The organism is Halostagnicola bangensis (genome assembly GCF_054653435.1).
In genome coordinates, this window is the sequence record NZ_BAAIGG010000002.1 from 1,882,405 (window position 1) to 1,904,681 (window position 22,277).

Below are 22,277 nucleotides of genomic sequence, written 5' to 3' on the forward strand. Positions count from 1 at the left end.
CAGGCGTGAACTGGACTACACGTACACACGGTTCGGCACCGTTTCCGAGACTGGCTGTCACACGCTCGTTAGTGAGCGTGTGTGGCGGTTCGAATCCGTAGCTCGGCGTTACGGCGGCCATAGCGGCGGGGTTCCTCCCGTACCCATCCCGAACACGGAAGATAAGCCTGCCTGCGTTTCGGTCAGTACTGGAGTGGGAGACCCTCTGGGAAATCTGATTCGCCGCCTCCATTCATACTTTATTACCTCAACCAGTGGGAACGCTGGTTGAGGTTTCGCTATTTCGTATTCGAGTACCGACAGCGTTGCCTTCACGTCGCATCGCCGTCGGGGACCGTAACCGTTATGCGCGCAACTCGTCTACCACTATCTGCGCCAAGGTGGCAGAGTCCGGCCGAACGCAGCGGCCTGCAGAGCCGCCCACCGCCGGTTCAAATCCGGCCCTTGGCTTTTCCGAAACACTTCGTTGCGAGCGGAAGATCTGGATTGCGGTTTTAAATCAGTGAGCGCCCACCGTCGGTTTAAATCGTCTTCCCCTTCGTCGACGTTCATCTGACACTGTCGATCTAAGGAATACAGTGTGTTACGGACGATAAATATGGTATTTCTCTATTCTTTCAGTATTGGCGATACTTTCCCTACTCCGAAATCAACAGTCGATTATCAACTAAATCACGATAGTTCCGTTATTGTAGTCCAGAGAGATGATCAGAGCTACGTTCACTTTTCCGCTGATTTCAGCGGCTGGATCGTGTTCGGAAGACACGGAAGCAACGAATCGAAAACATCGGGGCGGTCTGGCAAGGGTTCTAGTCTCCGTAAATTATTCGTGGCCGCTTCGCTCGTCAAGTAACTACTCGGAGCAAAAGCGGGCCGGGCGCGATTTGAACACGCGACCGTCTGGTTAAAAGCCAGACGCTCTGCCAAACTGAGCTACCGGCCCTGTGTCTTGTACTATCGGCGAGTAGTGGTTAAACGTTTCTTTCTCCGATGGTGAATTCGGTGGAGAATTACCGGATGGATCTCATTCGAGGTATTGCTCTAACGCATTCGAGACGATCTCTCCGGGGGGCCTGCCCTCGAGAGACGCCTGTTGTCGAAGGTCGCGGTAGATAACCGGTGGGAGGCTGAGCTCGAGGTGTCCCAATTGGACGTCGCACTGGGCGAGGGCGCGGTCGATAGGGGTGTCATCGTTGACGGCGCTCGCGACGCTTCTGACCTGCCGAACAGTGAGGTCGCCGTCGAGTGTGGCCCACGCCAAGAGGAGGCGAGATTCGCCGGAAACGCGTGCGATGTGTTTGGCCGCGGTTGGTGCGATCTGCCCGAGGGCGACCTGCCGACGTACCGATCGGGGGAGGTCGTGAACGCGAGCCCATTTTCGAATAAACGAAACGGTAGCGGTTTCGGGTTCGGCATCGTCCTCGCTCAAGGTCGTTTCGTCGATTCCATCGCGTGCACGCTCCGCGGCGGCCTTGTACGATCCTTCGCCGCGGACGAGGGCCGCACATGCGGCCGCTCCGCGAAGCATATACAGGTGATCTCCCGTGGTGTTCCCGGCCGCGAACTGTCTGACAGTCTCGGCTGCGTCGGCGAGGCTCTCGGGGTCATCAGGGTCGAATTGGACGGCCTTGCGGGCGCGGTTTCCGGCAACCGATTCGTCACCACGGATGACTGGTGCCCCAACAGGTGATTTCCGATCTGTTGGCACTGATTGACCGGCTTCTTCCGATGGTTGATCGCCGCGCCGATTATCGCTCATGACCACATAGAGGGAGCAAGTCGCCAAAAAGCTCTTGTTCGGGTATACGTCTCACTCGTCGCGTTCCTCAGCGAGGTGTTCCCAGATTTCCGTACAGCCCGCACCGACCTCGACGTCGTCGAGGTGACTGTCGTCGCGTTCATCGTCGTCTACCGGTTCAGTCGCACATTCTGTTTTAGTCATGTTGGCCCTCTGTCTGGTGTAATTCTGGTGCGACATCGGCCGAAACGTGCTGCCGTCTGCCGACTCGAGTTCGCGAAACGCGGATCATAACCATTCGTTTGTTCGACAAGCCCATAAGTTCGCCTTCGGGTGCAAGCGATACCCGTACTCGCTTATGGCGGAAAGGATAGCCGGTATCTCGGTTTCGTTCCACGGGAGAGAATGCCGTCAGGTACTGCGATTTTGGTCATACACCTCGTCATCAACTGTTGTTTCCTGTCCGATCGATAGAGATCCAGGAACGGGTGTGGATATTACGTTATTACTCAGATATTTACTGGAACGGCGACGATCTGTTATATATTGCCGAGGGTTCACAACACGACTCGAGGCGTCGACCGAAGCCGCGGTGGCTAAGTGGATTCGAAGTGATACTGGGGCTATGACAAACCGCCTGATGTCCGTTACTGCGTACACGACGTTAGATTACGTCGATGCGGTCGCAACTGGATACGAGTTCGAAACGGAATCGGTTGCCGTGGTGGACGCGACGACGAATCGCACGGATCCGGCCGATGTTCAGTTGCAGGTCGAACTCGATAATCGAGCGGAAGAGCACTTCCCGGCGCACATGGTGGAACTGCAGTTAGGTCCCGATCAGGCTCGAGCGCTGGCGGCCGATCTCGAGGAGCACGCCCAACGAGTCGAAGCGGAAGATACCGAGAGTTAGAATTTCGCCGACTCGAGTACGTCCGAACCCGGGAGCAGCCTCCCGATTTGCCCGACGGTTCGTTTTTATGGTTCGGTGTGATAGATTCGTCCATGACGGTCCCTGTTCCAGAGGGGGGAGACAGCCTCTCGATTCGGCGGGCACAACGGGCCGACCTCCTTGCCGTCGTCCGGATCGAAAACGCGTCGTTTTCCCAACCGTGGCCCTACGATGCGTTCGAAACGTTTCTCGGCGAGCCGGGGTTTCTGGTCGCGATCGGCGAAAACCGGTCGATTGTCGGCTACGTTGTTTCCGATGTTACGCCGAACTACGGCCGAAATCTGGGTCACATCAAGGATATCGCCGTTCATCCCGACCATCGTGGCTCGGGAGTCGGTTCGGCGTTGCTCACCCGAACGCTCTCCGTACTCGGCACGTACGAGGCAAACTCGATCAAACTCGAGGTCCGACCATCTAACGGCGGTGCGAGACGCCTCTATCGGACCTTCGGATTCGATCCGCTTCGACGCGTACCGAACTATTACGAGAACGACGAGGATGCCATCGTCATGATTTACGAACTCGAGTAGTATCGGACAAATCCACCTTTCGATGGGTAGTGGACCGTGGTTCCTGATCGACGATGCCGCCGAATCTACAAACGGGGTTTTGCCACTCGCGGGTGGCGTGAACGTCACACTTCGAACGGTGGTTCCCCATCTCGTTCGATTGGATCGAGCGACTGAGTAGTTGAAGCGTGGCTGATTCGGAGACGAGGTGATTTTACCGTTGGCTACCGTACGCGCCGGTATGGGATACGCCTGTCCAGTCTGTGGGACCGAGGAAGCCGATGGTGTCCACCTCGCGAATCATTTCGCAGTGACCGCCTCACTGGGTCGAGAGGATCATCTCGAGTGGCTCGAAACCTACGCACCCAATTGGAACGAACGGGGACCGGACGAGCTCGCTGAGATCGTTACCGAGCATGCATCCGAGGTTGAGACACCGGAGATCAAACAGGGAACCGATCACGGACAGTCGCCGTCGCTCGAGGCAGAACTGGCCGCACAGTCCCGTCAGCCGGGTCGTGGATCGACGACACAGGAGCCGAGTCCGGAGGCTCAGGGGGCTCTTGAGGAGGCTCGGGAGCTGACTCGAAAACTGTACGAGTCGTCGGATGGGAGCGAGGGAACTTCGGATGACGATCCGTCCGCGGAGTCGTCGGATCGTGAGCTCTCGGAGACGGCCACGGAGTCGGACAACGAAACCCTGTAATCGCCCGGTCTCATCAGTCCTACTATGCACACGACGGGTTCGTTTTCCCCCGATTCGGTTGCTGATGCGAGCGAACGTTACGAGAGCATCGGTCCTGCGGCACAGACCGTTGTCCGAGAGGTTGCCAAGGCGATGGAGTTTGACCGCGAGGAGTATCAGGAACGCGTCTCCAGTGAGGTCGTCGAGACGGCTCGAGACGCCCTCTTCGCCAGCATGCTTTCGGTCCGTGTCGGCACCCGGGAGGAGTATACGGCTTGGCTCGAGGAGTACGACGGTGAGGTGACGGAAACGGGCCATGAGTCTGTCGACCACGTTGTCTGGCACGCCGGCCCCGACGGCTCGGCGGTCGCCGCAACGTTTCAGGACGAGGAGGACGCGGCGGTTGCGACGCTCCGGCGACAGGCGTTCGGGCGATTGTATCGCGATCTCTTGTAAGCTCCCGGTTCGTCGCTACCGGACCGCTCGAGAAGCGTCCAAAGCGGCACCTATTACCGACTCCGGACCCCATTCGGGTCCGATGACCGACGCAGACGAGTCACGCGAACCGACTGTCCCGGACGAGTGGGACGTTATCGAGCGGGAGGCCGAGTACGAGACGGGCTGGTACGAGGGGGGATACGATCTGGTCGAACAGCCCGACGGAACCGAGAAGCGCTATTACTGGGCGGAACTGCCGCCGGCGGTCGTCGTCGTCGCCAAGGTAACGGGAACCGCGGTCGGATCGAGCGATTCGGCGGGCGACGGGGATCGGATTCTCTTCGTCGAGCAGTACCGCCCGGCGATTCGTGAGCACCACCTCGAGTTGCCCGCGGGGATTGTCGAAGACGGCGAGTCCTACACCGAAGCCGCGGCGCGAGAACTCGAGGAAGAAACCGGGTTCGAGCCCTCGACGACCGTACTTCTCCAGGAGTACGCCGTCGCGACGGGTGTGCTTGATCACGACCGTGCCGTTGTCTATGCGGACGGACTCGTTCCGGGAGAAACCGAACTCGACTCCAACGAATTTCTCGAGGTGACGTCGCTTCCGGTCGAGGAGGCGTTCGAGCGGGCCCGCGAGCAACCCGCGAACGATTCGACGATCAGCGCGCTGTTGCTGGCCCGCGAAGACGGATTGCTTTGAGGCGGTCGGTGGTGTTGCCGGCGATGTCGACATCGGGGGCGACCCGTGGTCTTATTCAGCCCGAGGTCTAACAACCGGGCAAATGGACGGCGAAATCTCCACTGAAGCGGTCAAGGAACTTCTCGAGAATAACGCTGACGTTCGGATCGTCGATATCCGCGACGAGCGAAGTTTCGAACACAGCCACATCCCCGGCAGCGAAAACGTTCCGTTCCACGAGCTCTCGGGACGTATCGAGGAATTCGAGGAAGCGGAACGTATCGTCACCGTCTGCCCGCACGGGAAGGCGAGCGTGCAGGCCGCCAATCTTATCGGCTCGTACGAAGGAAGCGCCGATGCGACGGTCGAAAGTATGGAGGGCGGTCTCGAGGAGTACGGGCTAAAGTACGGCCTCGTTTCGGAGAAGGAGTCACCCAACGAATCGACACAGAGCACCGAATCACCGTTCTGATTGAGGTCGTAATTCGGTACTTCCGATAGCAGTACTGCCAGTGTCGGTCGTTGTGCTGTTCGGGCCGGTCGCCGCGCTGTTCGGGTCGGTCTCTACGGAGAAAACGGGGGCGATAGTGAAGCGATACGGGCTGTCGTGGGTTCGGGAGTCGTCTCAGATCATCCTATGCGACGTTGAAGCCGCGATCCCGAAGGAAATCCTCGATGCGACCGGAGTGATTCCCTTGTAGTTCAATCTGGCTGTCTTCGACTGTGCCGCCACAGGCGAATTTTGACTTGAGATCCGACGACAGACTGTCGAGGTCGACGTCTTTGGGGTCGAATCCTTGGATGATCGTTACCTCCTTACCGTATCTGCGCTCGTCAATGCGGATGGTGAGTTGCTGTTGACCTTTGGCGACGTCTTCACAGACGCAAAGCTCATCAGGCAGCCCGCACGTCGAGCAGACTTCCGACATTACGTTCGCCCGTACGAAACCAGCATATTAAACACTATCGGGACCTTCCCTCCCTCGTGTGGTTCTTTTTCAGTGGTCGATTCACGCATCGGTCGAATTGCCGATCACTGGGAGTCGTTCACGCGCCAGTTCGTCGACCAGTTCGATCGCTTCGTCAGTCCGTTCTCGGCTGATATCTCCGCTGTACTTGGCTAACTCATACGTTTTACCGACTTCGTCGATGCGCGGATCCAGTTCGTCAGTCTCCGAGAGCGTCGCGAGGTACTCGCGCACCGATTCGTTCTCTCGTCGCGGCCGATACGTTCGCTCGAGGAGAATCTCGAGTCGTCTGTAGGCGCGTTCGGCGTCCGCCGCCGGGGTATCTTGGGAGCCGTGCCAGTAGAGGTGAGCCGTCCGGCTCACGTGGGAGCCGACGCCGCTCCGGCGGATCCCTGCGACGAGTCCGACCACCAGGGAGAGCCCGATTACGGCGTCTTCGAACGATATCGACGGGAGCATGGATTCCTCGTCTTCGGATTCGGTATCCGTTCCACCGCTGTCGTCGGGATCGGGACCGCTCTCGTTTCCGTTCGATTCGTTTCGCTCTTCGGATTCGGTCCCGTCCTCCGATCCGTTCTCGTCCGGATCTTCGGTTCCGTTCTCGTCGGGACCATCGCCGTCTGGATCCTCTTCTTCTTCCTCTTCGAGCGGGATATCTTCGCTCTGCTCGGTGTCGATACCGCTTTGTCCCTCGTCGCGTGCATCCTGCAGGACGTCGTCGTGGGCGTCCTGACGGTCGCCCGGCGGCGTCGGCTCGAATTCGACCCAGCCGTGACCGGGGAAGTAGACTTCGACCCAGGCGTGGGCGTCTAATCCTCGAACGACCCACTCGTCGTCATCGACCTGTTGTCCCTCTGCGTAGCCGGTGACGTACCGCGCGGGAACGTCCTCCGAGCGGAGCATCTGTGTCATCGCCGTCGCGAAGTAGACACAGTAGCCCTCGTCCATCTCGAGGAGGAAGTCCTCCGCGACGTTGCCCGAGGGCTTTTCGACGTCGAGCGAGTAGTCCTTGGAGGATCGGAGGTGTGATTCGATCGCAACCGCCTTCTCGTAGGGGTTGTCGGCGTCTTCGACGATATCGGCCGTTTCCTCCTCGAACTCGCTCGAGGTGTCTTCCGGCGTCTGGCGGTACTCGCTATCTTGAATTTCGTCCGGGTAGTTCCGTCCGGCGGTTCGGAGTTCGTTCGGCTCCGGGTCGAGGACTGCGCTTTCGACGGTGTACTCGTCGCGCTCGAGCAGCGTTTCCACCGGGTGGATCTGCCCGTGGTCCGTGACTTCGGCGACCCCGATCCCACTCCCTTCGACCGAGAGCGGGTGGGCCGCCATCGGCATCGTCCCGATTTCGGTTTCGAGATCGATCTCCTGTTCGACCGTCTCGTAGTCGCCCGGCGGTGACTCGAGGCTGCCGTCGTACTCGCTGGTATCTCCGGTTCGGACCCACTCGTCGCCGGTAAAGCGATCGTAGACGCCGGTGCGCCAGTAACTCGCCCGTTCGGATTCCGCCGTAAACCGCACTTCCGGTGAGAGATCGACTTGTCCCCCGATCCCCGAGTGGCCGGGCGAGGAGTCGATCGTCCCCTCGAGGGTCTGTGGACCGTCGCTGTCGATGAAGACTGGTCCACCGTTGTCTCCGCCGGGGATAACCGTGACCGACAGCGAGAGGGCGATCATCAGCGCGAATATGATTGCGAGGATATCCGCTTGCGCGATCGATCCGTCGCGGTGGGCGAGTTCGCCGAACGCGACCGCCGTGATCGCACCCAAGGTTCCAAGCATGGTGACGGTAATTCCCGCGTTTCCGGTCAGAACCAGAAACAGAAGGGCAAACCCACCAGGAACGACGCTCCAGACGTACCGCTCTCGCATCGCGAGATACCACGAGAGAAAGACGGGGCCCGGTGCAAACCCGAGCGCCCACGTTCCCGCTTCGACCATTCTGAGGATCGGGAGCCCAGTCGCGAGTGTGATCGCGTCCGAAAGGAGGGCGTCCCACGCCGAAATCGCGACGCCGAGTTCGACGCCCGCCGCGTTCAGGTAGTACGAAAACCCGACGGCCGCCGCCACCGTTGCCGCGAGTATCGCCGTTCGCGGTCGAATCGTATACGCGAGTACCGTCGCGGCGACCAGCATCGCGGCGACGATGGCAAACAGCGTTTCCGTACCACCGACGACCGACGTGACGTCCTGGTGTAACACTCTGACGTACGACGCCGTCAGAATCCCGATGCCGCCGAGCGCGACGATTCGGAACGCCCGCGGTCCGACCGTCCCATCTAGGTCGACCGACGTGACTCCTCGCTTCGATCGTGAGCTCACGGGGACACCTCCGATTGGGCGTCCGTCCCGAGAGATTCGGGAGAGTGGCGACCCCCTGCCGTATTCGTCCGTTCACTACCTGCTCTCCCGCGCAGTCGGTAGAAGGGGATCTCGTGGCCGTCGACAAGCACGACTGTCCCGTTCGCGTCGGATTGGACGAGGACGTCGGCGTCGGTTTTCGTTTGGTCGTCGAGTTCGCCGGCCTCGACGAGGGCCAACAGTCCCAAAACGTCGCGGTGGTGTTCCTCGCCGGTCGACGGCGGCCGCGTTGCGTCGGGAAGCGTCACGCCGACCGAGACGTTTAGCTCGAGCAAGTAGGTCGTGACGCTGGCGACTGCGGCGGCCAACTCGTCTTCTCGGCCGGGGATACACTCCGCGGCGATCGAGGCCGAGCCACGATCCTCGTCGTCGACGAACTCCTTGACGACGAGTTCGCCGTCGGATCGTTTCGCGGCGGATTTCCAGTGGACGTCCCGCAGGGAGTCGCCCCGAACGTACTTTCGAAGGTGGTCGAACTCCTCGCGGCTGGCAACGCCGGCGGCGTCCGCGAGCATCTGCAGGTCGCGATTCGGCCCTTCGCTGAGATCGTAGATGCGGGGAAAGACCAGTATCGATGTCGTCTGGTCGTCTTCGAACCGCCGTTTCATTAGTCCGAGTAGGTCCGTGATGGTAATCGAGATCGGTCCGACATCGTGTTCGCCTCGAGCCTCGAGTCGAACGTCGTAGCGAAAGCGATGCTCCGTGGAAATCGTCGTCTCCGCTCGGTTCGCGTCGTCGGTACCCGTGAGACCGCCTGTCTCGTCGACGGCGTCGTGAACGGTTGCTGAGACCGGGTTGTTTGGCTCGATACGGGTTTCGACCGTCCGCTGTTCGCCGATAAAGCCCGCGTTGATCGGCGTTCTGTTCACGACCGGTTTCTCGGCACGGTACGTCGTGACGACCGCCGCGAGGCTCACGATACACAGCGGAAAGATGATCGCACTTAGTGCGCGGGGACCGTACTGCCACGCCATGGCGAACGAAAACGCCAGAATGGCGACCACGCCGACGCCTCGACGTGTCGGTCTCATTCGACGGGGACGCTCTCGAGCGCGTCTTTGACGACGGACCGTCCGTCCCGCTCTCGATCGGTCGTTTTGATTCGATGGCTCATGACGACCGGAGCGACGTGCTTGACGTCGTCCGGCACGACGTATCCCCGTCCCTGACTGACTGCGTGGGCCTGTGCCGCCTGGAGCAACGAAATCGTCCCACGGGGGCTGATGCCGATGTGTGCGTGTTCGCGCGTGTAGCCGGCCAGACGAGTCGCGTATTCGCGAACGGGCGCTTCGACGGTGGCGTTGGCGACCGTTTCGCGCGCCCGAACGATCGTCTCCAGATCCGTGACGGCCTCGAGCGAGTCGATCGGGTGGTGGCCGACGGTTCGGCCGAGCATCTCCGATTCCTCGTCGGGGTGGGGGTATCCCAGGTGGAGCTTTTTCATGAACCGGTCGACTTCGGCGAAGGGCAGGTCGTAGGTTCGATTGGGCTCGACGGCGTTCTGGGTCGCGATGACGGTAAACGGGTTCGGAAGCTGTCGCGTCGTCCCGTCGACGGTGACTTGCCCCTCTTCCATCGCTTCGAGTAACGAGGACTGCGTTTTCGGCGGCGCGCGGTTGATCTCGTCCCCGAGGACGATGTTAGCGAAGACGGGTCCGGGCCGAAACTCGAACTCTCGAGTCTTCTGATTGAATACGTTTACGCCCGTGACGTCCGTCGGAAGCAAGTCGGGTGTGAACTGTACTCGGCTGAATTCGCAGTCGACAGAGGTTGCAATCGAGCGGGCGAGCATTGTCTTGCCGACGCCGGGAACGTCGTCGAGGAGGACGTGGCCGCGGCCGAGTATCGCCGTGACGACGTGACTGATGGCCTCGTCGTGGCCGACGATCACTCGGCTGACGTTGTCGTGGATTTCTTCGGAGAGCGTACTAACGGTATCGACCGGGAGGGGGTTCGGTGACGAGTGGTCGCTAGCTGGTCTGGCTGTCGTGTTTGTGTTAGTCATGGATAACTGGGTGCGGTGACCGAATACGAGGACCTATTTCGATCGGCTATTTGTGGGGTATCTATCGTTCACCAATATATGTTTTGTGACAATCAGGTTAGATCCGGCGGACATTGTTCAAGGCCTGTGGACGTTGTCTTCGCGGTAAGATTCGAATCCACGTCGATCTTGATATAACTGATCCTCGGAGAACCACGGAGCTGTCAATTACTCGTGTCGACACCGGATGCGTTGCTCTTCGGTGGGTGAGTACTTGAAAAACGATACCCCTTCTTCGGGCGCTTACAGGCGCTCGACGTTCGTCGCGCGCGGGCCCTTATCTGCTTGCTCGATATCGAACTCGACTTCCTGACCCTCCTCTAGGTCAGGGCCGCCGACGTCTTCCATGTGGAAGAATACGTCTTCGTCCGCGTCCTCGCTTTCGATAAAGCCGTAACCGCCTGTGTCGTTGAAGAATTCGACCGTGCCTTTCGCCATTGCAGACGTATAGAGCAACGACTATAGCATAAATGTTCGGGATCAACCAGCAGTATTTTCCGGAATATGCCCCCAAACCGGCGTCGTCTCGTGGTTTCGCTACCAATCCTTACAGGTCGGGCAAACGAGTCCGTCTCCTTCGCGCCAGGCTCGAGCGACCGTCTCTGTACAGCTGTCGCAGGTGTATGTCCCCCAGACGTACGTCGAGGTGGCCGGATCGATGTCGGTGTTCGCGTCGGTTCGCTCCGCCGCGTTAGCGTCGGGTTCGGACACGGCTTCCGAGTTGCCGGAGTCCGATCGGTCCTCGCTGCTATCCGCTTGCCCTTCGCTGGCACCCGCGTCGTCTTCTGAATCCTGAAACGCCGAGAGTGTCGCGTCCTCTGTCACGGTTGGGGATACGGAGTGCCGGGGCTTAACGGCTCCGACGAGGATCGACGGGTGGGGAGATAGCTCGCGGCGGATAGGTAGATCACTTGCGGGGCAGGTGGTTTCCCCTCGAGTGAGTACCGCGTCACGGATCGGCACGGCCAAGTATCATCGGTGACAACTCCCACGTATGGACACCGCCGTACCACTGAACGTCATCGTGGACAACATCACGGAGATGAACGAACTCTTCACCGATGTCGCGCTCGGTGATGGGGTCGCGCCGTTGCTCGTCGCGATGGGCACGCTCATAATTATCGCCAGCCTGGGGATTTTCGGCGCGCTGACCCTCGGTGCCGTCGGCAATCTTTTCACCGCAAATTAGCGCCGTTGGCCGATTTGTGCTGTTTTCCGTTACGCTCCGTCCGCTCGCCTGAGCGCTTCGCTCGCCCGTCCTACCGCGTCCTCGAGATCCGGCCCGAGCGGCGAGCCGACGACGATCCCGTCGACGTGTTCGAGGGCCGCCTCGAACCGTTCGGCGACCGTGTCGGTCGTTCCCGCGATGCAGAAAACGTCGACCATCTCGGGCGTCACGCGATCGAAGGCCTCGGGCAGGTCTCCGCGCTCTAAGGCCTCGCTGACCTCTCTCGCCGCTTCCTGATCGATATCGTGGCGCTCGAGTACCGGGTCTGCCGCGCCGCCGACGATAAATGCGACGGGCGGACGAGCCGCTTCTCGTGCCGCCTTCTCGTCGCCGGCGACGCTCACGCTGGCAAACGCGAGCGATTCGAACGCGCCGTGTTCGTCGGGACGGTCTTCGAGTCCCTGCTCGAGTTGATCGCTCGCCCACTCGAGGTCGGCCGGGTGGGCGGCGTTGATCAGAACGCCGTCGGCGTGTTTCGCGCTCATTCGGAGCATGTGGGGTCCCTGGGCCCCGACGTAGACGGGGATCCGTTCCGGTGGCGGCTCGAGGTTGAGCGAGGCGTCTCTGGCGGTGAAGGTCCCCTCGTGGGTGACCGTTTCGCCCGCCCAGAGCTCCCGAGCGATGTCAAAGGTCTCGAGGACGCGCCGGAGCGGGCGGTCGCGTTCGATCCCCAAATTCGCGAGCGAGGAGCGGTCGCCGGCACCGACGCCGAAGGCCGCGCGGCCGTCGCTGACCTCGTCGATAGTCGCCACCTGGGATGCGAGCCTGACGGGGTGGGTTTCGTAGGGGTTGACGACCCCAGGTCCGATCCGGATCTCGTCGGTCTCGTCGGCGATCTTCGAGCAGGCGACGAACGGATCGCGGTTGAAGTAGTGACTGCTCGTGAACGCGATGTCGAACCCTTCGTTTTCGGCTTGGGCCGCCAGCGAGGAGATCCGATCCGGCGGGTGTTCGGGGGTGAGTTCGACGCCCCAGGTCGGGTTCTCTCGTCCGTCGTCGCTCGAGGTTCGATTCGGGGAATTCTCGCTCATCCGTCGAACCTCCATCCGCGAAGCGCCTGACGGATCAGATCGTCCTCGACGGATCGGAACAGTTCGTCGCTTCCCGCATGGTCGCCGAAGTCCCAGTTTCGGACGACCACGGCGGGGGTTCCGCCGTCGCCTTCGCCGGTCACCAGGTTCGCCGCCGCGGCGAGTTCGTCGACGACCGACTGGACGGTGACGCCGAGTTCGTGGCCGTCGCGGTCCTCCTCGCCGCGCCAGTCTCGGCTCGCGGACATGCCCGCCCACCCGAGTGCGACCCCGCGCTGACCGTGTCGGAACGGCCGTCCACAGGTGTCGGTGACGATGACGGCGACGTCCTCGATGCCCCGGTCCTCGAGCCCGGAACGAATCCGTTCGGCGCTTTCGGCCGGCCGCTTGGGCAGAAGCAAAACGTCGTTATCTGGCACGTTCGAGCGGTCGATCCCCGCGTTCACACAGATGTGGCCGAACCGCGTTTCAGTCAGGAGAAACGGCGCGTCGATCAGCAGTTCGGTGCTCTCCTCGAGCACGGCCTGGGCAAACCGCGGGTCCTTCTGCTCGCCGGTGATCCCTTCGAGTCGGTCGGCGATCTCGGTCGCGCGACCGCTGACGGGAAACTCCTCGAGGTCGACGGCTCGATCCTCCGTCTTCGAGACGATCGTACTCGCGACGGTGAGCACGTCGCCGGCCTCGAGGGCGGCCCGATCCGCGACGAGTTCGGCGATGTCGTCGCCGGGACGGATTTCGGGCAGATCCGTCACTGCGTGTAGCTCCATATCGGAGAGAGGGTGAGCCGCGCCAAAAACGCACCGTCATCGGAGAATGGCGTCGGTATCGAACTCGAGGCTTCCGCTGTCCCGAAACGCCTTCCCTCGAGGCCGGCGTTCGCTCACGTATGACCGACTCGGGAACGGAAAGCGCCGAGAGCGAGGAAAGCGAGACGAGTCACGTCGTCACCGCGTTCGTTCGAAACCGCGGCGAGGTGCTCCTGTTGTGCCGCAGCGATGCCGTCGGAACCTACACGGGGCAGTGGGGCGGCGTCTCGGGCTTCGCCGAAGGCGATCCCGCCGAGCAGGTTCGCGTCGAAATCGCCGAGGAGACCGGCCTCGAGGACGAGGTCTCCCTGGTCCGTTCGGGGCGCGAACTCCGCGTGACCGACGAAGAACTCGAGCGCGAGTGGGTCGTCCACCCGTACCTGTTCGAGTGCGATTCTCGAGACGTGGCCCTGAGCGCGGAACACGACGAGTTCGAGTGGGTTTCCCCGACGGTCGCGTTCGATCCCGATGGCCTCGAGGAGCAGTCGGATACGAATCCGTCCGAGGTCGCCGGGGTGGACGATCGACAGACGGTTCCGAAGCTCTGGGAGGCCTACGAGCGCGTCGCGCCTTCGGTTCGGTCGGTCGCCGCCGACGACGAGCACGGCGCTGCCTTCCTCTCGATTCGCGCCCTCGAGGTGCTTCGGGACCGTGCGGGCTTGTTAATCGGCGAGCGCGACGATGTCGGTGTCGACCCCGACGAAGAACGGGACGAACTCGCGGAACTCGCTCGGCGTCTGCTCGAGAGCCGCCCCTCGATGGCCGTCCTGCGAAACCGGGTGAACAGAGCGATGGCGGGTGCCACGACGGAGGTTGAATCTGACGAGCCGGTCGCGGACGATTCGAAAGCCGACGCTGTCGCAATCCTCGAGTCGACGATAGCCGGCATCGATCGCGCGGTCGAAGCCGACCGCGGAGCTGCCGAGACCGCCGCCGAACTGATCGAAGGCGATACGGTGTTGACCCTCTCGCGCTCGGGGACGGTCCTCGAGGCGCTCGAGAGCAGCTCACCCTCGCGCGTTTTCGTCGCTGAATCAGGGCCAGCCCGCGAGGGCGTCGCCGTCGCCGAAACGCTCGCGAACGAGGTACCGGTGACGCTCCATACCGACGCTGCGGCCGCATCGGTGCTCGCACGCGAGGAGGTCGACCGCGTCCTCGTCGGTGCCGATACGATCCTTCCCGAGGGCTCCGTGGTCAACAAGACCGGCACGCGCTCGATCGCGCTCGCGGCCGCTCGAGAAGGCGTTCCCGTCTCGGTCGTCGCCGCGACGGACAAGGTCTCGACTCGTTCGGAGGTCAACATCGAGTCCGGCTCGAGGGACGCCGTCTATGGCGGCGACGCGTCGATCGACGTGCTGAATCCGACTTTCGACGTGACGCCGGCCGACTGCGCGAGCGAGTACGTCTCCGAACGCGGGGTTCTCGAGCGAGTCGACGTCGAGTCGGTCGCCGAGGAGTTGCGAGAGGTGGCGGCGTGGCTCGAGCAATGAAACGACAGACCGAAACCCCTCGAGGCCGAACGCTCTTCCGGCGGCCGTGACGAAGAGTTACCCCCTCCGAGCCCCTTGTGACGAGGAATTTTCCCGAGCCGCCGTCGTTTCCGAACTCGAGAGTCGTTCCTACGTACAACCCGTGCCACTCTCATGTCGTTCTCGAGTGCAGAAACCTTCAACACGGAGCCGTCTGTAGCTCTCTTCATGCAATTCGACATCGACCGGCTCGGCGTCCACGAGTCGGTCAGTGCCGTCTTTCCCGACCGCGTACTCGTCGAACATCTCGAGACTCTCCCGCTCGAGGTTGCCATAATCGGCGACGACGAAATTACCGACTGCGACGCGGTCGTCACGCTCGAGTACGACGACGCTATGCTCGAGTGTTCGTGGATCCACTCGATTCAGGCCGGCGTGGATCGGTTTCCGTTCGAGACGCTCGAAGTCCGAGACGTGATCCTGACCAACAGCACGGGCATTCACGGCCGGTCCGTCGGCGAAACGGTCGCGGGCTACCTGCTCGCGTTCGCCCGCCGGATTCACGACTACGCCGCGAACAAACGGGACCGCCGGTGGGATCGCCCGGAGTGGGACGAAGCCTTCACGCTTTCGGGGACCACCGCCTGTGTCGTCGGAACCGGAACCCTCGGGACCGGCGTCGCCGATGTCCTGCGTTCGCTGGGCGTCCGCGTGATCGGCGTTCGCCAATCCGCGGAGCCGCTTCCCGAATTCGCGGAGATGTACGCCAACGACGACCTGCTCGAGGCGATTTCGGGGCCAAATTTCGTGATCGTGACCGTTCCGTTGACCGACGAAACGCACCATCTCTTCGATACGGATGCGTTCGCCGCGATGTGCGAGGGCGCGTACTTCGTCAACGTTGCACGCGGTGCAGTCGTCAACGAACCCGCGCTGGTCGACGCCCTCGAGACCGACGAAATCGCGGGTGCGGCACTGGATGTGTTCGAAACCGAACCGCTCCCCGAGGAGTCGCCGCTCTGGGACCTCGAGAACGTGATCGTCTCGCCACACTGTGCGGCGTTCACCCGCGATTACGTGACCGACGTCGGCGAAATCGTCCGCAAGAACGTGGGGCGATTGGACGACAGCGAGGAGTTCCACAATCGAGTCGTCTAACACACTAACTATTACTGGAGTCGTCTACGCACTGACTGTCACTCGAGTCGTCCACCGTACCAGTTGTTACTCGAGTCGTCGATAGATCGCGGCTCCTGCGGCTCCAACCGCCGCGAGGATACCGGTTCCAGCCAGAATCGAGGTCTGGTTGTCCTGAACCGTCGAGGCGACGCGGTCGCCGACGGTTGGGGATTCGTTCGCCGCCGACTCGTCCGCCCCTGCCTCGTCGCTCCCCGATTCAGTTCCGCCATCACCCCCGTCCTCTGAGTTGCCGCCGTTCGCGGCCCCACTCCCAGTACCTGATCCGCCCTCGAGATCGGAGAGCGCCTCCCGGAGCGTCACGATCTCGAGGTTGCGGGCTTTCGCTTCCTGAATCGCAAAGCGGACGCGTTCGGGCGTCGTCTTGTCGAACTGGCTGTGGCCGACGACGATGCCGAGATAGTCGCCCGCGACGACCTCGTCGTAAAACGCTTCGATCCCCTCCCGATCCTGGACGTTCCCGTCGATGCTCGTCCGACCGAGTTCGTGCGGGTCGAGTCCGTCGATCGGGTTCAACCCGTCCCCGCCGCGGTTCGCGAACCCGGCGTAGTGTTCCTGGACGAGTTCGTCGACGAGCCCCTCGCTCCGGCCGAACGGCGAGACGAAGTGGTCGATCTCGAGGCCCATCTCCTCGAGTTCTTCCTTCGAGCCGACCACCTCTTCACGAACGATTTCGTCGGAAAAGCGTGTGAACGACTCGTCGGGTTCGAACGAGTCGCCGACCGGTTCCTCGAGGTCGATGTACGTCCCGATATCGTTGTTCCCGCCGCCCGCGATGACGTTTTCGACCGTCCGATTGTCGTCGCTGATGACGATCTCGGAGCCGTCGCGATCCTCAAGGAAGTCCCCGTTGAGGTAGACCCGATGATCGTCGGGCTCTGTCGGTTCGGTGAGGAAGAGGTTGCCGACGGCGCCGTGGCTCGCGGTGTGGGATATGATTTCCCAGCCTTCGGCTTCCATCTCGTGGAGGTGCTCTGGAAGGAGCCCCCAGCCCGTATCGACGTAGTCGGTCACGGCCGCACAGCAGGCGGGGACGTCCTCGTCCTGGTGGACGGGAAACGTGTCGGTCCAGTCCTCGCGCCAGCTATCATCGTAGATGAACACGACGCGGCCGTTGTGGTCTCTCTGTGCCCTCGAGGAGCCGACGATCGGCCCGATACCGAGGCTGGCTCCAGCGAGCGTGAGCGTTCCGGCAGATCCGACCCGGCAGAAATCTCGGCGGCTGACGCCCGTCATCGGCGTCTTCCTCGAACGCGGCCCGTTCCCCTGGTAGTCGTGTCCCGGTGCACATTCGAGTAGTTGCCGGTCCTGTTTCCGGACGACTTTCGGCACCGTTTTCCCTTGTGCGGTCGTTCGCCGGTCTCTCCAGTCGCTGTGTTCGTTTCGGTAGCTCCCCCAATCGTCATGCGAGAGACATCCCTCCACGATCATTATTACTATCAAACAGTTAAGCCGGGGCCCGCGCTCCTACCCAACTATTAAACCGCTTTCACGACCTGGACGTGGTTCCTTAGCGAACCCGGCGATCCGGATCGGCGTCACTAGAAAAACTTGAACAAGTCGTCTCGCTCCTGTTCGTGGAGGTGCGTTCGGACGGCCTCGAGCATCGGATCGAGCTGTTCGCGCTTGGCGCTGATCGGCGCGACCGTGTCCTGCCACTGTTTCCACGGCGGGTAGAGACCGAGCCGGTCGGCGAGTTCGTTAAGACGCTCGTCGCGGTCGTCGACCTTGTCCATCTTGTTGACGGCGACGACGGTCGGCACCCCCAGATCCTGCAGGAAGTGATACATTTCGACGTCGTAGGGGATCGAATCCGGCCCAGTGTGGCGGTCGATAATGTCGACGACGCTCTTCCCGTCGACGACCAGTATCGCGACGAGGATGTTGTCGGCGTACTCCTCGAGATAGTGCACGATGTCGGTCTTGATCTGCTCGCGGTGGTCCTCCTCGACGCCGCTCATGAATCCGAATCCGGGGAGATCCGTCAGGACGAAACTCTCGGCCGTCCAGTCGTAGTGATTCGGCGAGCGGGTGACACCGGGTTTGCCGCCGGTATCGAAGGAGTGGCCGGTCAACTCCCGCATGAGCGTGGACTTCCCGACGTTAGAGCGCCCGACGAGTGCGACTTCGGCGTCGCAGTTCGGACGGTTTTCGAACATACCTGACGTACGAGGGCGGCGAGTAATAAGGGCCGCGACGGCGGTTCGACCGAACGGGCAACTACCGGTTTTCATACTGCCGGCTGTAACTATGTGAAGGTTTTCGCACCACCGGGCGACGAAAATCTTGAACGACTTACAGCCGGCAGTATCAGTGACCGACCGACTCTTCGTTTCCCCGTCTGTCATTTCCGAACACTGGAATTATCACACCGGGGGGCGAGATACGGGTGTGCGGCTCGTACAGTTGACGGTTCCGACAGGCCAACGACAAACTATCCTCGAGACGCTCGACGACCAGGGGGTCGATTACGTCGTCAACGAGGAGACGAGCGACCGCGATTACACGGCGGTCGTCTACTTTCCGCTCCCCTCGGCGGCGGTCGAACCGGTTCTCGATTCGTTACAGGATCAGGGGCTCGACGACGAAGCCTATACGGTCGTCGTCGACGCGGAGACGGTCATCTCTCGCCGGTTCGAGTCCTTACGAGAGAAGTATGAAAACGGGGACGTCGAATCGGATCGGATCTCGAGACAGGAGCTTCAGGCCGAAGCGGAGTCGCTGACGCCCACGTTCGGCGTTTACGCGACGATGACGATCGTGAGTGCAGTCGTGGCGACGGCGGGATTGTTACTCGACTCTCCCGCCGTCGTCGTCGGCTCGATGGTGATCGCACCGTTGATCGGACCGGCGCTCGGTGCCGGTGTCGGCTCCGTTCTCGACGAGGAGGACCTCTTCCTCAAGAGTATCAAGTATCAACTCGTCGGCGTGCTTCTGGCTATCGGGGCGGCCGCGGTGTTTGCCTGGACGGTTCGTGTGACGAACATCGTCCCGCCGGGGCTCGACATCTCTGCCGTCGACGAAATTTCCGAGCGGCTCGCGCCGGACCTGCTTTCGCTGGCGGTCGCACTCGGTGCCGGTGTCGCCGGGATCGTCTCGATCTCGACGGGTATCTCGGTCGCGCTCGTCGGCGTGATGATCGCCGCGGCGTTGATCCCGCCGGCCGCGGCGGCGGGGATCGCCATTGCGTGGGGCCAGCCGTCGGCTGCGATCGGATCGACGGTGCTCGTGTTCGTCAACGTCCTCTCGGTTAACCTCGCAGGACTGCTGACGCTCTGGTACGCCGGTTATCGTCCGGAGAACCTGTTCGAACTCGGCCCGACACAACAGCGGGTCAGGCGTCGAGTGGCGGGGTTGGTCATCATCGTCCTCCTGTTCGGCGTCTTCCTCGGCGGGATCACGTACGCCTCCTACTCCGCCGGGACTTTCGAGGAGAACACTCGAGAAGAAGTCGAACTCCTCCTCGATCAGGAGGAGTACGAAGCCTACCAGATGCTCGAACTCGAGGTGGTGATGGACGATAACTACCCGTTCTTGAGCCCTGAACGGGTGCTCGTAACGATCGGCGGTCCGCCGGGTGAGACGGCTCCGGAGTTAGTGGACGAACTCCACGAACGGATCAATCAGCACGCGGACGAACCCGTCGGTGTCGAAATTCGATACGTCGAAGTCGCCGAGCGTTGAGTTTGCTCCCGGACGATGTAAACAGCGGCTCGGGAGTGTCCAATATTCTGTTTCCCGACTGAACGACCGAATATCGGCGTACACAGGCCGTCCTCTTTTTGTTCCACGCGCCGGGGTGTTTTGCGTGCGCCTCGTCCACGTCACCGTTCCGGAAGAACGCCGAGACGCCGCCCGAGCGGCGCTCGAGGACGAGCAGTTCACGTTCACCGTCGTTCCGATCGTCGACGACGACCTCGTCATGTTCGAAATTCCGGTGCCGAGCAACGCGGTCGGCGACGTGCTCGACGTGCTCGAGGCGGTCGAGGTCGACGTCACCGACTACACCGTGGTCGCCAGCGGCGAAACGGCGATGACCGAAACCTCGGAGGCGCTCGAGCGAGAGTACGCCGGGGACTACAAGCCGATGACGGCTGTCGAGCTCCGGACGAAGGCTCGCGACCTGAGCCGAGATACAGCTTCGTACGCGGCGTTGATGATCTTGAGCGCGCTGATCGCGACGGCTGGATTGCTGATCAGTTCGCCCGCGATCGTCGTCGGATCGATGGTGATCGCACCGATCATCGGCCCGGCGCTGACCGCGAGCGTCGGAACCGTGACCGGCGATCGAAAGATGATTGCGGATAGCTTCTGGATGCAACTGTACGGACTCGGGCTCGCGATCATCGCCGCGGCGGCGCTGGCGGCGGGATTTCGATTCGGCGGGTTCGTTCCGACGACGATCGATCTCCCGGCGCTCGATCTGTTCGGCGTCCGACTTGCGCCGAACATGCTGTCGCTGGTCGTCGCCGTCGCGGCGGGAACGTCGGCGGGCATCGGCCTGACCACGAAAGGGCCGACCTCGATCATCGGCGTGATGATCGCCGCGGCGTTGATTCCGACGGCCGCCGCGACGGGTATCTCGATCGCCTGGCTCGAGCCCGAACTCGCCATCGGGACGGCTGTCCTGTTGCTCGCCACGTTGGTCGTGATCAATCTCTCCGTATTCGCCGTCTTGGTCCTCCTGGGGTACGCCTCGAGAGAACGCACCTCGCCGGGCGGCGAACTCGACCGGTCCCTCGTCGTGACGGGCGTGCTCGCGATCATCGTGATCGCGCTCACGCTGTCGGTCGGGTTCGCGACCGTCCAGCAGGTCGGCGTCGATCGGGAGGTCGCCTCGTCGGTCGAAGAGACGCTCGAGGACCCCGCCTACGAGGATCTCACCGCGGTGTCCGTTCAGACGCAGTACGCTGATATGTCGCCCTACACCGGTCCACGGAGTGTGACGGTCGAGGTGAGTGAAGAGGGTGACGCCGATACGGCGGCGTTCGCCGCCGATCTCGCCGAAACAATCGAAGAACGGACTGGCGAGGCTATCGACGTTCGCGTCGAACCGGTCGAGTACGAATCCGCGTCCGCTACCGGCTGAAAAAGCAGTCGGGCCGAATCCGTCCTCAACCGTCGAACGGCAACTCCGGCTCGTAATCGATCGCTTCGATCGCCGCCTCGAGGACCGTTTCGACGTTCTCGCCGGTTTCGACGCTCATGTGGTAGTCGGCCTCGACGTCCTTCGACAGGTCCGACTTGTTCCCGATCGTCAGTACCGGTATCTCGTCGAACTGCGCGTCGATGGCGTCACGCAACTCGAGTTGTGACTCGAGCGGGTAGCCACACTTGCCGCTGGGGTCGAGAAAGACGAGGACGCAGTCCCCGAGGTGCTCGAGGGCGCTGACGGCCTGTGACTCGATCTCGTTTCGCTCCTGTGGAGGCCGGTCGAGTAGTCCCGGCGTGTCGACCAGCTGGTACCGAATGTGGTCTCGCTCGAGGTGCCCGAGTCCGATTCCCGTCGTCGTGAACGGATACGAGTCCGTCTCGCCGCGGGCGTTGGTCACGTCGTTGACGAAGGTAGATTTGCCGACGTTCGGGTAGCCGGCGACCACGATCGTCGGTTCGTCGGCGTTGATCTCGGGGAGGTCACGAAGCTCGTTTCGCGCGTCGTTTATCAACCGGAGGTGTTCGTCGACCTGTTCGACGATATCGGCGAGTCGGGCGAACGCCTGCTGTCGGTGCTTGCGAGCGGTGTCGATGTCAGTCTTTCTGAGCCGGGACTGGTACTCCTCGTGAATTTCACGGGTCTTTCGGCCGGCCCACCCGACCTGCGAGAGGCTCTGGCGAAGGGCGTCGACGCCGGTCGTGGGTTCAGCGTCTCCCGATCCGTCCGAGTGGGAGATGGAAACGTCGAGGATCGCGTCGGCGAGTTCGTAGTAAAACGGGTTGACATCGTACTCGAAATCCGGCCACGCGGTCACGACGTTCTCCAGATTGTCGGACATGATGTTCGCCGCCGTCTGGAGCATCGACTGCTGGGCCTCGAGGCCGCTTTTGGCGTTGCCCGAGCGGGCCGCCCGGGAGAACGCCTTGTCGATCAGCTCTTCCGACGTTGGCGTCGTCGGAAGGTCTTCGAAAATCATAGTAGCCATTATAGCCTCGACACTAAAAGGGCGTTCGTTGTTCG

At 61.9% G+C, this 22,277-nt stretch carries 24 protein-coding genes, 2 tRNA genes and 1 rRNA gene; 13 read left to right on the forward strand and 14 right to left on the reverse strand.

Annotation, left to right across the window (positions count from 1 at the left end; translation table 11 throughout):
- Positions 1 to 109 precede the first annotated feature (109 nt).
- Together rrf and ACYQ14_RS11010 are read left to right on the forward strand one after the other, a co-directional pair.
- A 5S ribosomal RNA gene (gene rrf / locus ACYQ14_RS11005) occupies positions 110 to 231 on the forward strand.
- 143 nt (positions 232 to 374) lie between these two features.
- Positions 375 to 450 (forward strand) — tRNA-Cys (locus ACYQ14_RS11010).
- 419 nt (positions 451 to 869) lie between these two features.
- Here ACYQ14_RS11010 and ACYQ14_RS11015 read toward each other — a convergent pair.
- The 3 genes from ACYQ14_RS11015 to ACYQ14_RS11025 form a co-directional block, all read right to left on the reverse strand.
- Positions 870 to 943 (reverse strand) — tRNA-Lys (locus ACYQ14_RS11015).
- 81 nt (positions 944 to 1,024) lie between these two features.
- A complete protein-coding gene (locus ACYQ14_RS11020) occupies positions 1,025 to 1,759 on the reverse strand; it encodes a DUF7119 family protein (RefSeq protein ID WP_459888084.1) in 735 nt (244 codons plus the stop codon).
- Between the two features lie 51 nt (positions 1,760 to 1,810).
- Positions 1,811 to 1,942, reverse strand: coding sequence for a hypothetical protein (locus ACYQ14_RS11025; protein ID WP_283835671.1), 132 nt, complete (start codon positions 1,940 to 1,942; stop codon positions 1,811 to 1,813).
- A 421-nt stretch (positions 1,943 to 2,363) separates the two neighbouring features.
- Between ACYQ14_RS11025 and ACYQ14_RS11030 the strand changes: the two genes are divergently transcribed.
- The 6 genes from ACYQ14_RS11030 (at position 2,364) to ACYQ14_RS11055 (ending at position 5,476) form a co-directional block, all read left to right on the forward strand.
- Positions 2,364 to 2,651, forward strand: a complete 288-nt coding sequence (locus ACYQ14_RS11030) for a DUF6360 family protein (RefSeq protein ID WP_459888086.1) — start codon at positions 2,364 to 2,366, stop codon at positions 2,649 to 2,651.
- 92 nt (positions 2,652 to 2,743) lie between these two features.
- Positions 2,744 to 3,220 carry a ribosomal protein S18-alanine N-acetyltransferase gene (rimI, locus tag ACYQ14_RS11035; protein WP_459888089.1) on the forward strand — a complete coding sequence of 159 codons (477 nt, stop codon included), beginning with the start codon at positions 2,744 to 2,746 and terminating at the stop codon, positions 3,218 to 3,220.
- 220 nt (positions 3,221 to 3,440) lie between these two features.
- Positions 3,441 to 3,905, forward strand: a complete 465-nt coding sequence (locus ACYQ14_RS11040; protein ID WP_283835675.1) for a DUF5810 domain-containing protein — start codon at positions 3,441 to 3,443, stop codon at positions 3,903 to 3,905.
- Positions 3,906 to 3,929: 24 nt separating this feature from the next.
- Positions 3,930 to 4,340: a DUF5809 family protein gene (locus ACYQ14_RS11045; RefSeq protein WP_283835677.1), complete on the forward strand. Its 411-nt coding sequence runs from the start codon at positions 3,930 to 3,932 to the stop codon at positions 4,338 to 4,340.
- An 82-nt stretch (positions 4,341 to 4,422) separates the two neighbouring features.
- Positions 4,423 to 5,025 (forward strand): NUDIX hydrolase, encoded by a 603-nt coding sequence (locus ACYQ14_RS11050; protein ID WP_459888094.1) that lies wholly within the window; start codon positions 4,423 to 4,425, stop codon positions 5,023 to 5,025.
- 82 nt (positions 5,026 to 5,107) lie between these two features.
- Positions 5,108 to 5,476, forward strand: coding sequence for a rhodanese-like domain-containing protein (locus ACYQ14_RS11055; RefSeq protein WP_283835680.1), 369 nt, complete (start codon positions 5,108 to 5,110; stop codon positions 5,474 to 5,476).
- A gap of 163 nt (positions 5,477 to 5,639) precedes the next feature.
- Here the strand turns inward: ACYQ14_RS11055 and yciH are convergent, their stop codons facing one another.
- From yciH to ACYQ14_RS11085, 6 genes are all read right to left on the reverse strand, one after another.
- On the reverse strand, positions 5,640 to 5,933 hold the full coding sequence (gene yciH, locus ACYQ14_RS11060) for a stress response translation initiation inhibitor YciH (protein WP_283835681.1): 294 nt from the start codon (positions 5,931 to 5,933) through the stop codon (positions 5,640 to 5,642).
- An 81-nt stretch (positions 5,934 to 6,014) separates the two neighbouring features.
- Positions 6,015 to 8,288: a transglutaminase domain-containing protein gene (locus ACYQ14_RS11065; RefSeq protein ID WP_459888098.1), complete on the reverse strand. Its 2,274-nt coding sequence runs from the start codon at positions 8,286 to 8,288 to the stop codon at positions 6,015 to 6,017.
- Positions 8,285 to 9,358: a DUF58 domain-containing protein gene (locus ACYQ14_RS11070; RefSeq protein ID WP_459888101.1), complete on the reverse strand. Its 1,074-nt coding sequence runs from the start codon at positions 9,356 to 9,358 to the stop codon at positions 8,285 to 8,287. Before ACYQ14_RS11070 ends, ACYQ14_RS11065 begins: the two co-directional genes overlap by 4 nt.
- Complete coding sequence (locus tag ACYQ14_RS11075) at positions 9,355 to 10,332, reverse strand: AAA family ATPase (protein ID WP_459888104.1); 978 nt, start codon at positions 10,330 to 10,332, stop codon at positions 9,355 to 9,357. Before ACYQ14_RS11075 ends, ACYQ14_RS11070 begins: the two co-directional genes overlap by 4 nt.
- A gap of 282 nt (positions 10,333 to 10,614) precedes the next feature.
- The gene (locus ACYQ14_RS11080) at positions 10,615 to 10,809 is read right to left on the reverse strand and encodes a cold-shock protein (RefSeq protein ID WP_283835686.1); all 195 of its coding nucleotides are present in this window, start codon (positions 10,807 to 10,809) and stop codon (positions 10,615 to 10,617) included.
- A 99-nt stretch (positions 10,810 to 10,908) separates the two neighbouring features.
- Positions 10,909 to 11,196 (reverse strand): DUF7573 domain-containing protein, encoded by a 288-nt coding sequence (locus ACYQ14_RS11085; RefSeq protein WP_459888107.1) that lies wholly within the window; start codon positions 11,194 to 11,196, stop codon positions 10,909 to 10,911.
- Positions 11,197 to 11,365: 169 nt separating this feature from the next.
- On the opposite strand from ACYQ14_RS11085, the gene ACYQ14_RS11090 reads away from it, so the two are divergent.
- Complete coding sequence (locus ACYQ14_RS11090; RefSeq protein WP_283835688.1) at positions 11,366 to 11,560, forward strand: DUF8024 family protein; 195 nt, start codon at positions 11,366 to 11,368, stop codon at positions 11,558 to 11,560.
- Between the two features lie 29 nt (positions 11,561 to 11,589).
- Here the strand turns inward: ACYQ14_RS11090 and ACYQ14_RS11095 are convergent, their stop codons facing one another.
- Both ACYQ14_RS11095 and ACYQ14_RS11100 read right to left on the reverse strand, forming a co-directional pair.
- On the reverse strand, positions 11,590 to 12,630 hold the full coding sequence (locus ACYQ14_RS11095; protein WP_459888111.1) for a 5,10-methylenetetrahydromethanopterin reductase: 1,041 nt from the start codon (positions 12,628 to 12,630) through the stop codon (positions 11,590 to 11,592).
- Entirely contained in the window at positions 12,627 to 13,397 is a 771-nt protein-coding gene (locus tag ACYQ14_RS11100; RefSeq protein WP_459888114.1) for a coenzyme F420-0:L-glutamate ligase, read from the reverse strand. The genes ACYQ14_RS11095 and ACYQ14_RS11100 overlap by 4 nt, the downstream gene beginning before the upstream one ends.
- Positions 13,398 to 13,516: 119 nt before the next feature.
- On the opposite strand from ACYQ14_RS11100, the gene ACYQ14_RS11105 reads away from it, so the two are divergent.
- Positions 13,517 to 14,926 carry an eIF2B alpha/beta/delta subunit family protein gene (locus ACYQ14_RS11105; RefSeq protein WP_459888116.1) on the forward strand — a complete coding sequence of 470 codons (1,410 nt, stop codon included), beginning with the start codon at positions 13,517 to 13,519 and terminating at the stop codon, positions 14,924 to 14,926.
- A gap of 207 nt (positions 14,927 to 15,133) precedes the next feature.
- Positions 15,134 to 16,063, forward strand: coding sequence for a D-2-hydroxyacid dehydrogenase (ddh, locus tag ACYQ14_RS11110; RefSeq protein WP_459888118.1), 930 nt, complete (start codon positions 15,134 to 15,136; stop codon positions 16,061 to 16,063).
- A 66-nt stretch (positions 16,064 to 16,129) separates the two neighbouring features.
- On the opposite strand, the gene ACYQ14_RS11115 is transcribed toward ddh, so the two are convergent.
- Positions 16,130 to 17,533, reverse strand: coding sequence for a polysaccharide deacetylase family protein (locus ACYQ14_RS11115; protein ID WP_459888120.1), 1,404 nt, complete (start codon positions 17,531 to 17,533; stop codon positions 16,130 to 16,132).
- 110 nt (positions 17,534 to 17,643) lie between these two features.
- A complete protein-coding gene (gene engB / locus ACYQ14_RS11120) occupies positions 17,644 to 18,261 on the reverse strand; it encodes a GTP-binding protein EngB (protein ID WP_459888123.1) in 618 nt (205 codons plus the stop codon).
- A gap of 232 nt (positions 18,262 to 18,493) precedes the next feature.
- Between engB and ACYQ14_RS11125 the strand changes: the two genes are divergently transcribed.
- Positions 18,494 to 19,786, forward strand: coding sequence for a TIGR00341 family protein (locus ACYQ14_RS11125; protein WP_459888125.1), 1,293 nt, complete (start codon positions 18,494 to 18,496; stop codon positions 19,784 to 19,786).
- Positions 19,787 to 19,910: 124 nt separating this feature from the next.
- Positions 19,911 to 21,191 (forward strand): DUF389 domain-containing protein, encoded by a 1,281-nt coding sequence (locus ACYQ14_RS11130; RefSeq protein ID WP_459888127.1) that lies wholly within the window; start codon positions 19,911 to 19,913, stop codon positions 21,189 to 21,191.
- 25 nt (positions 21,192 to 21,216) lie between these two features.
- Here ACYQ14_RS11130 and ACYQ14_RS11135 read toward each other — a convergent pair whose 3' ends face one another.
- Positions 21,217 to 22,233 carry an NOG1 family protein gene (locus tag ACYQ14_RS11135; RefSeq protein ID WP_459890048.1) on the reverse strand — a complete coding sequence of 339 codons (1,017 nt, stop codon included), beginning with the start codon at positions 22,231 to 22,233 and terminating at the stop codon, positions 21,217 to 21,219.
- Between the last annotated feature and the right edge of the window lie 44 nt (positions 22,234 to 22,277).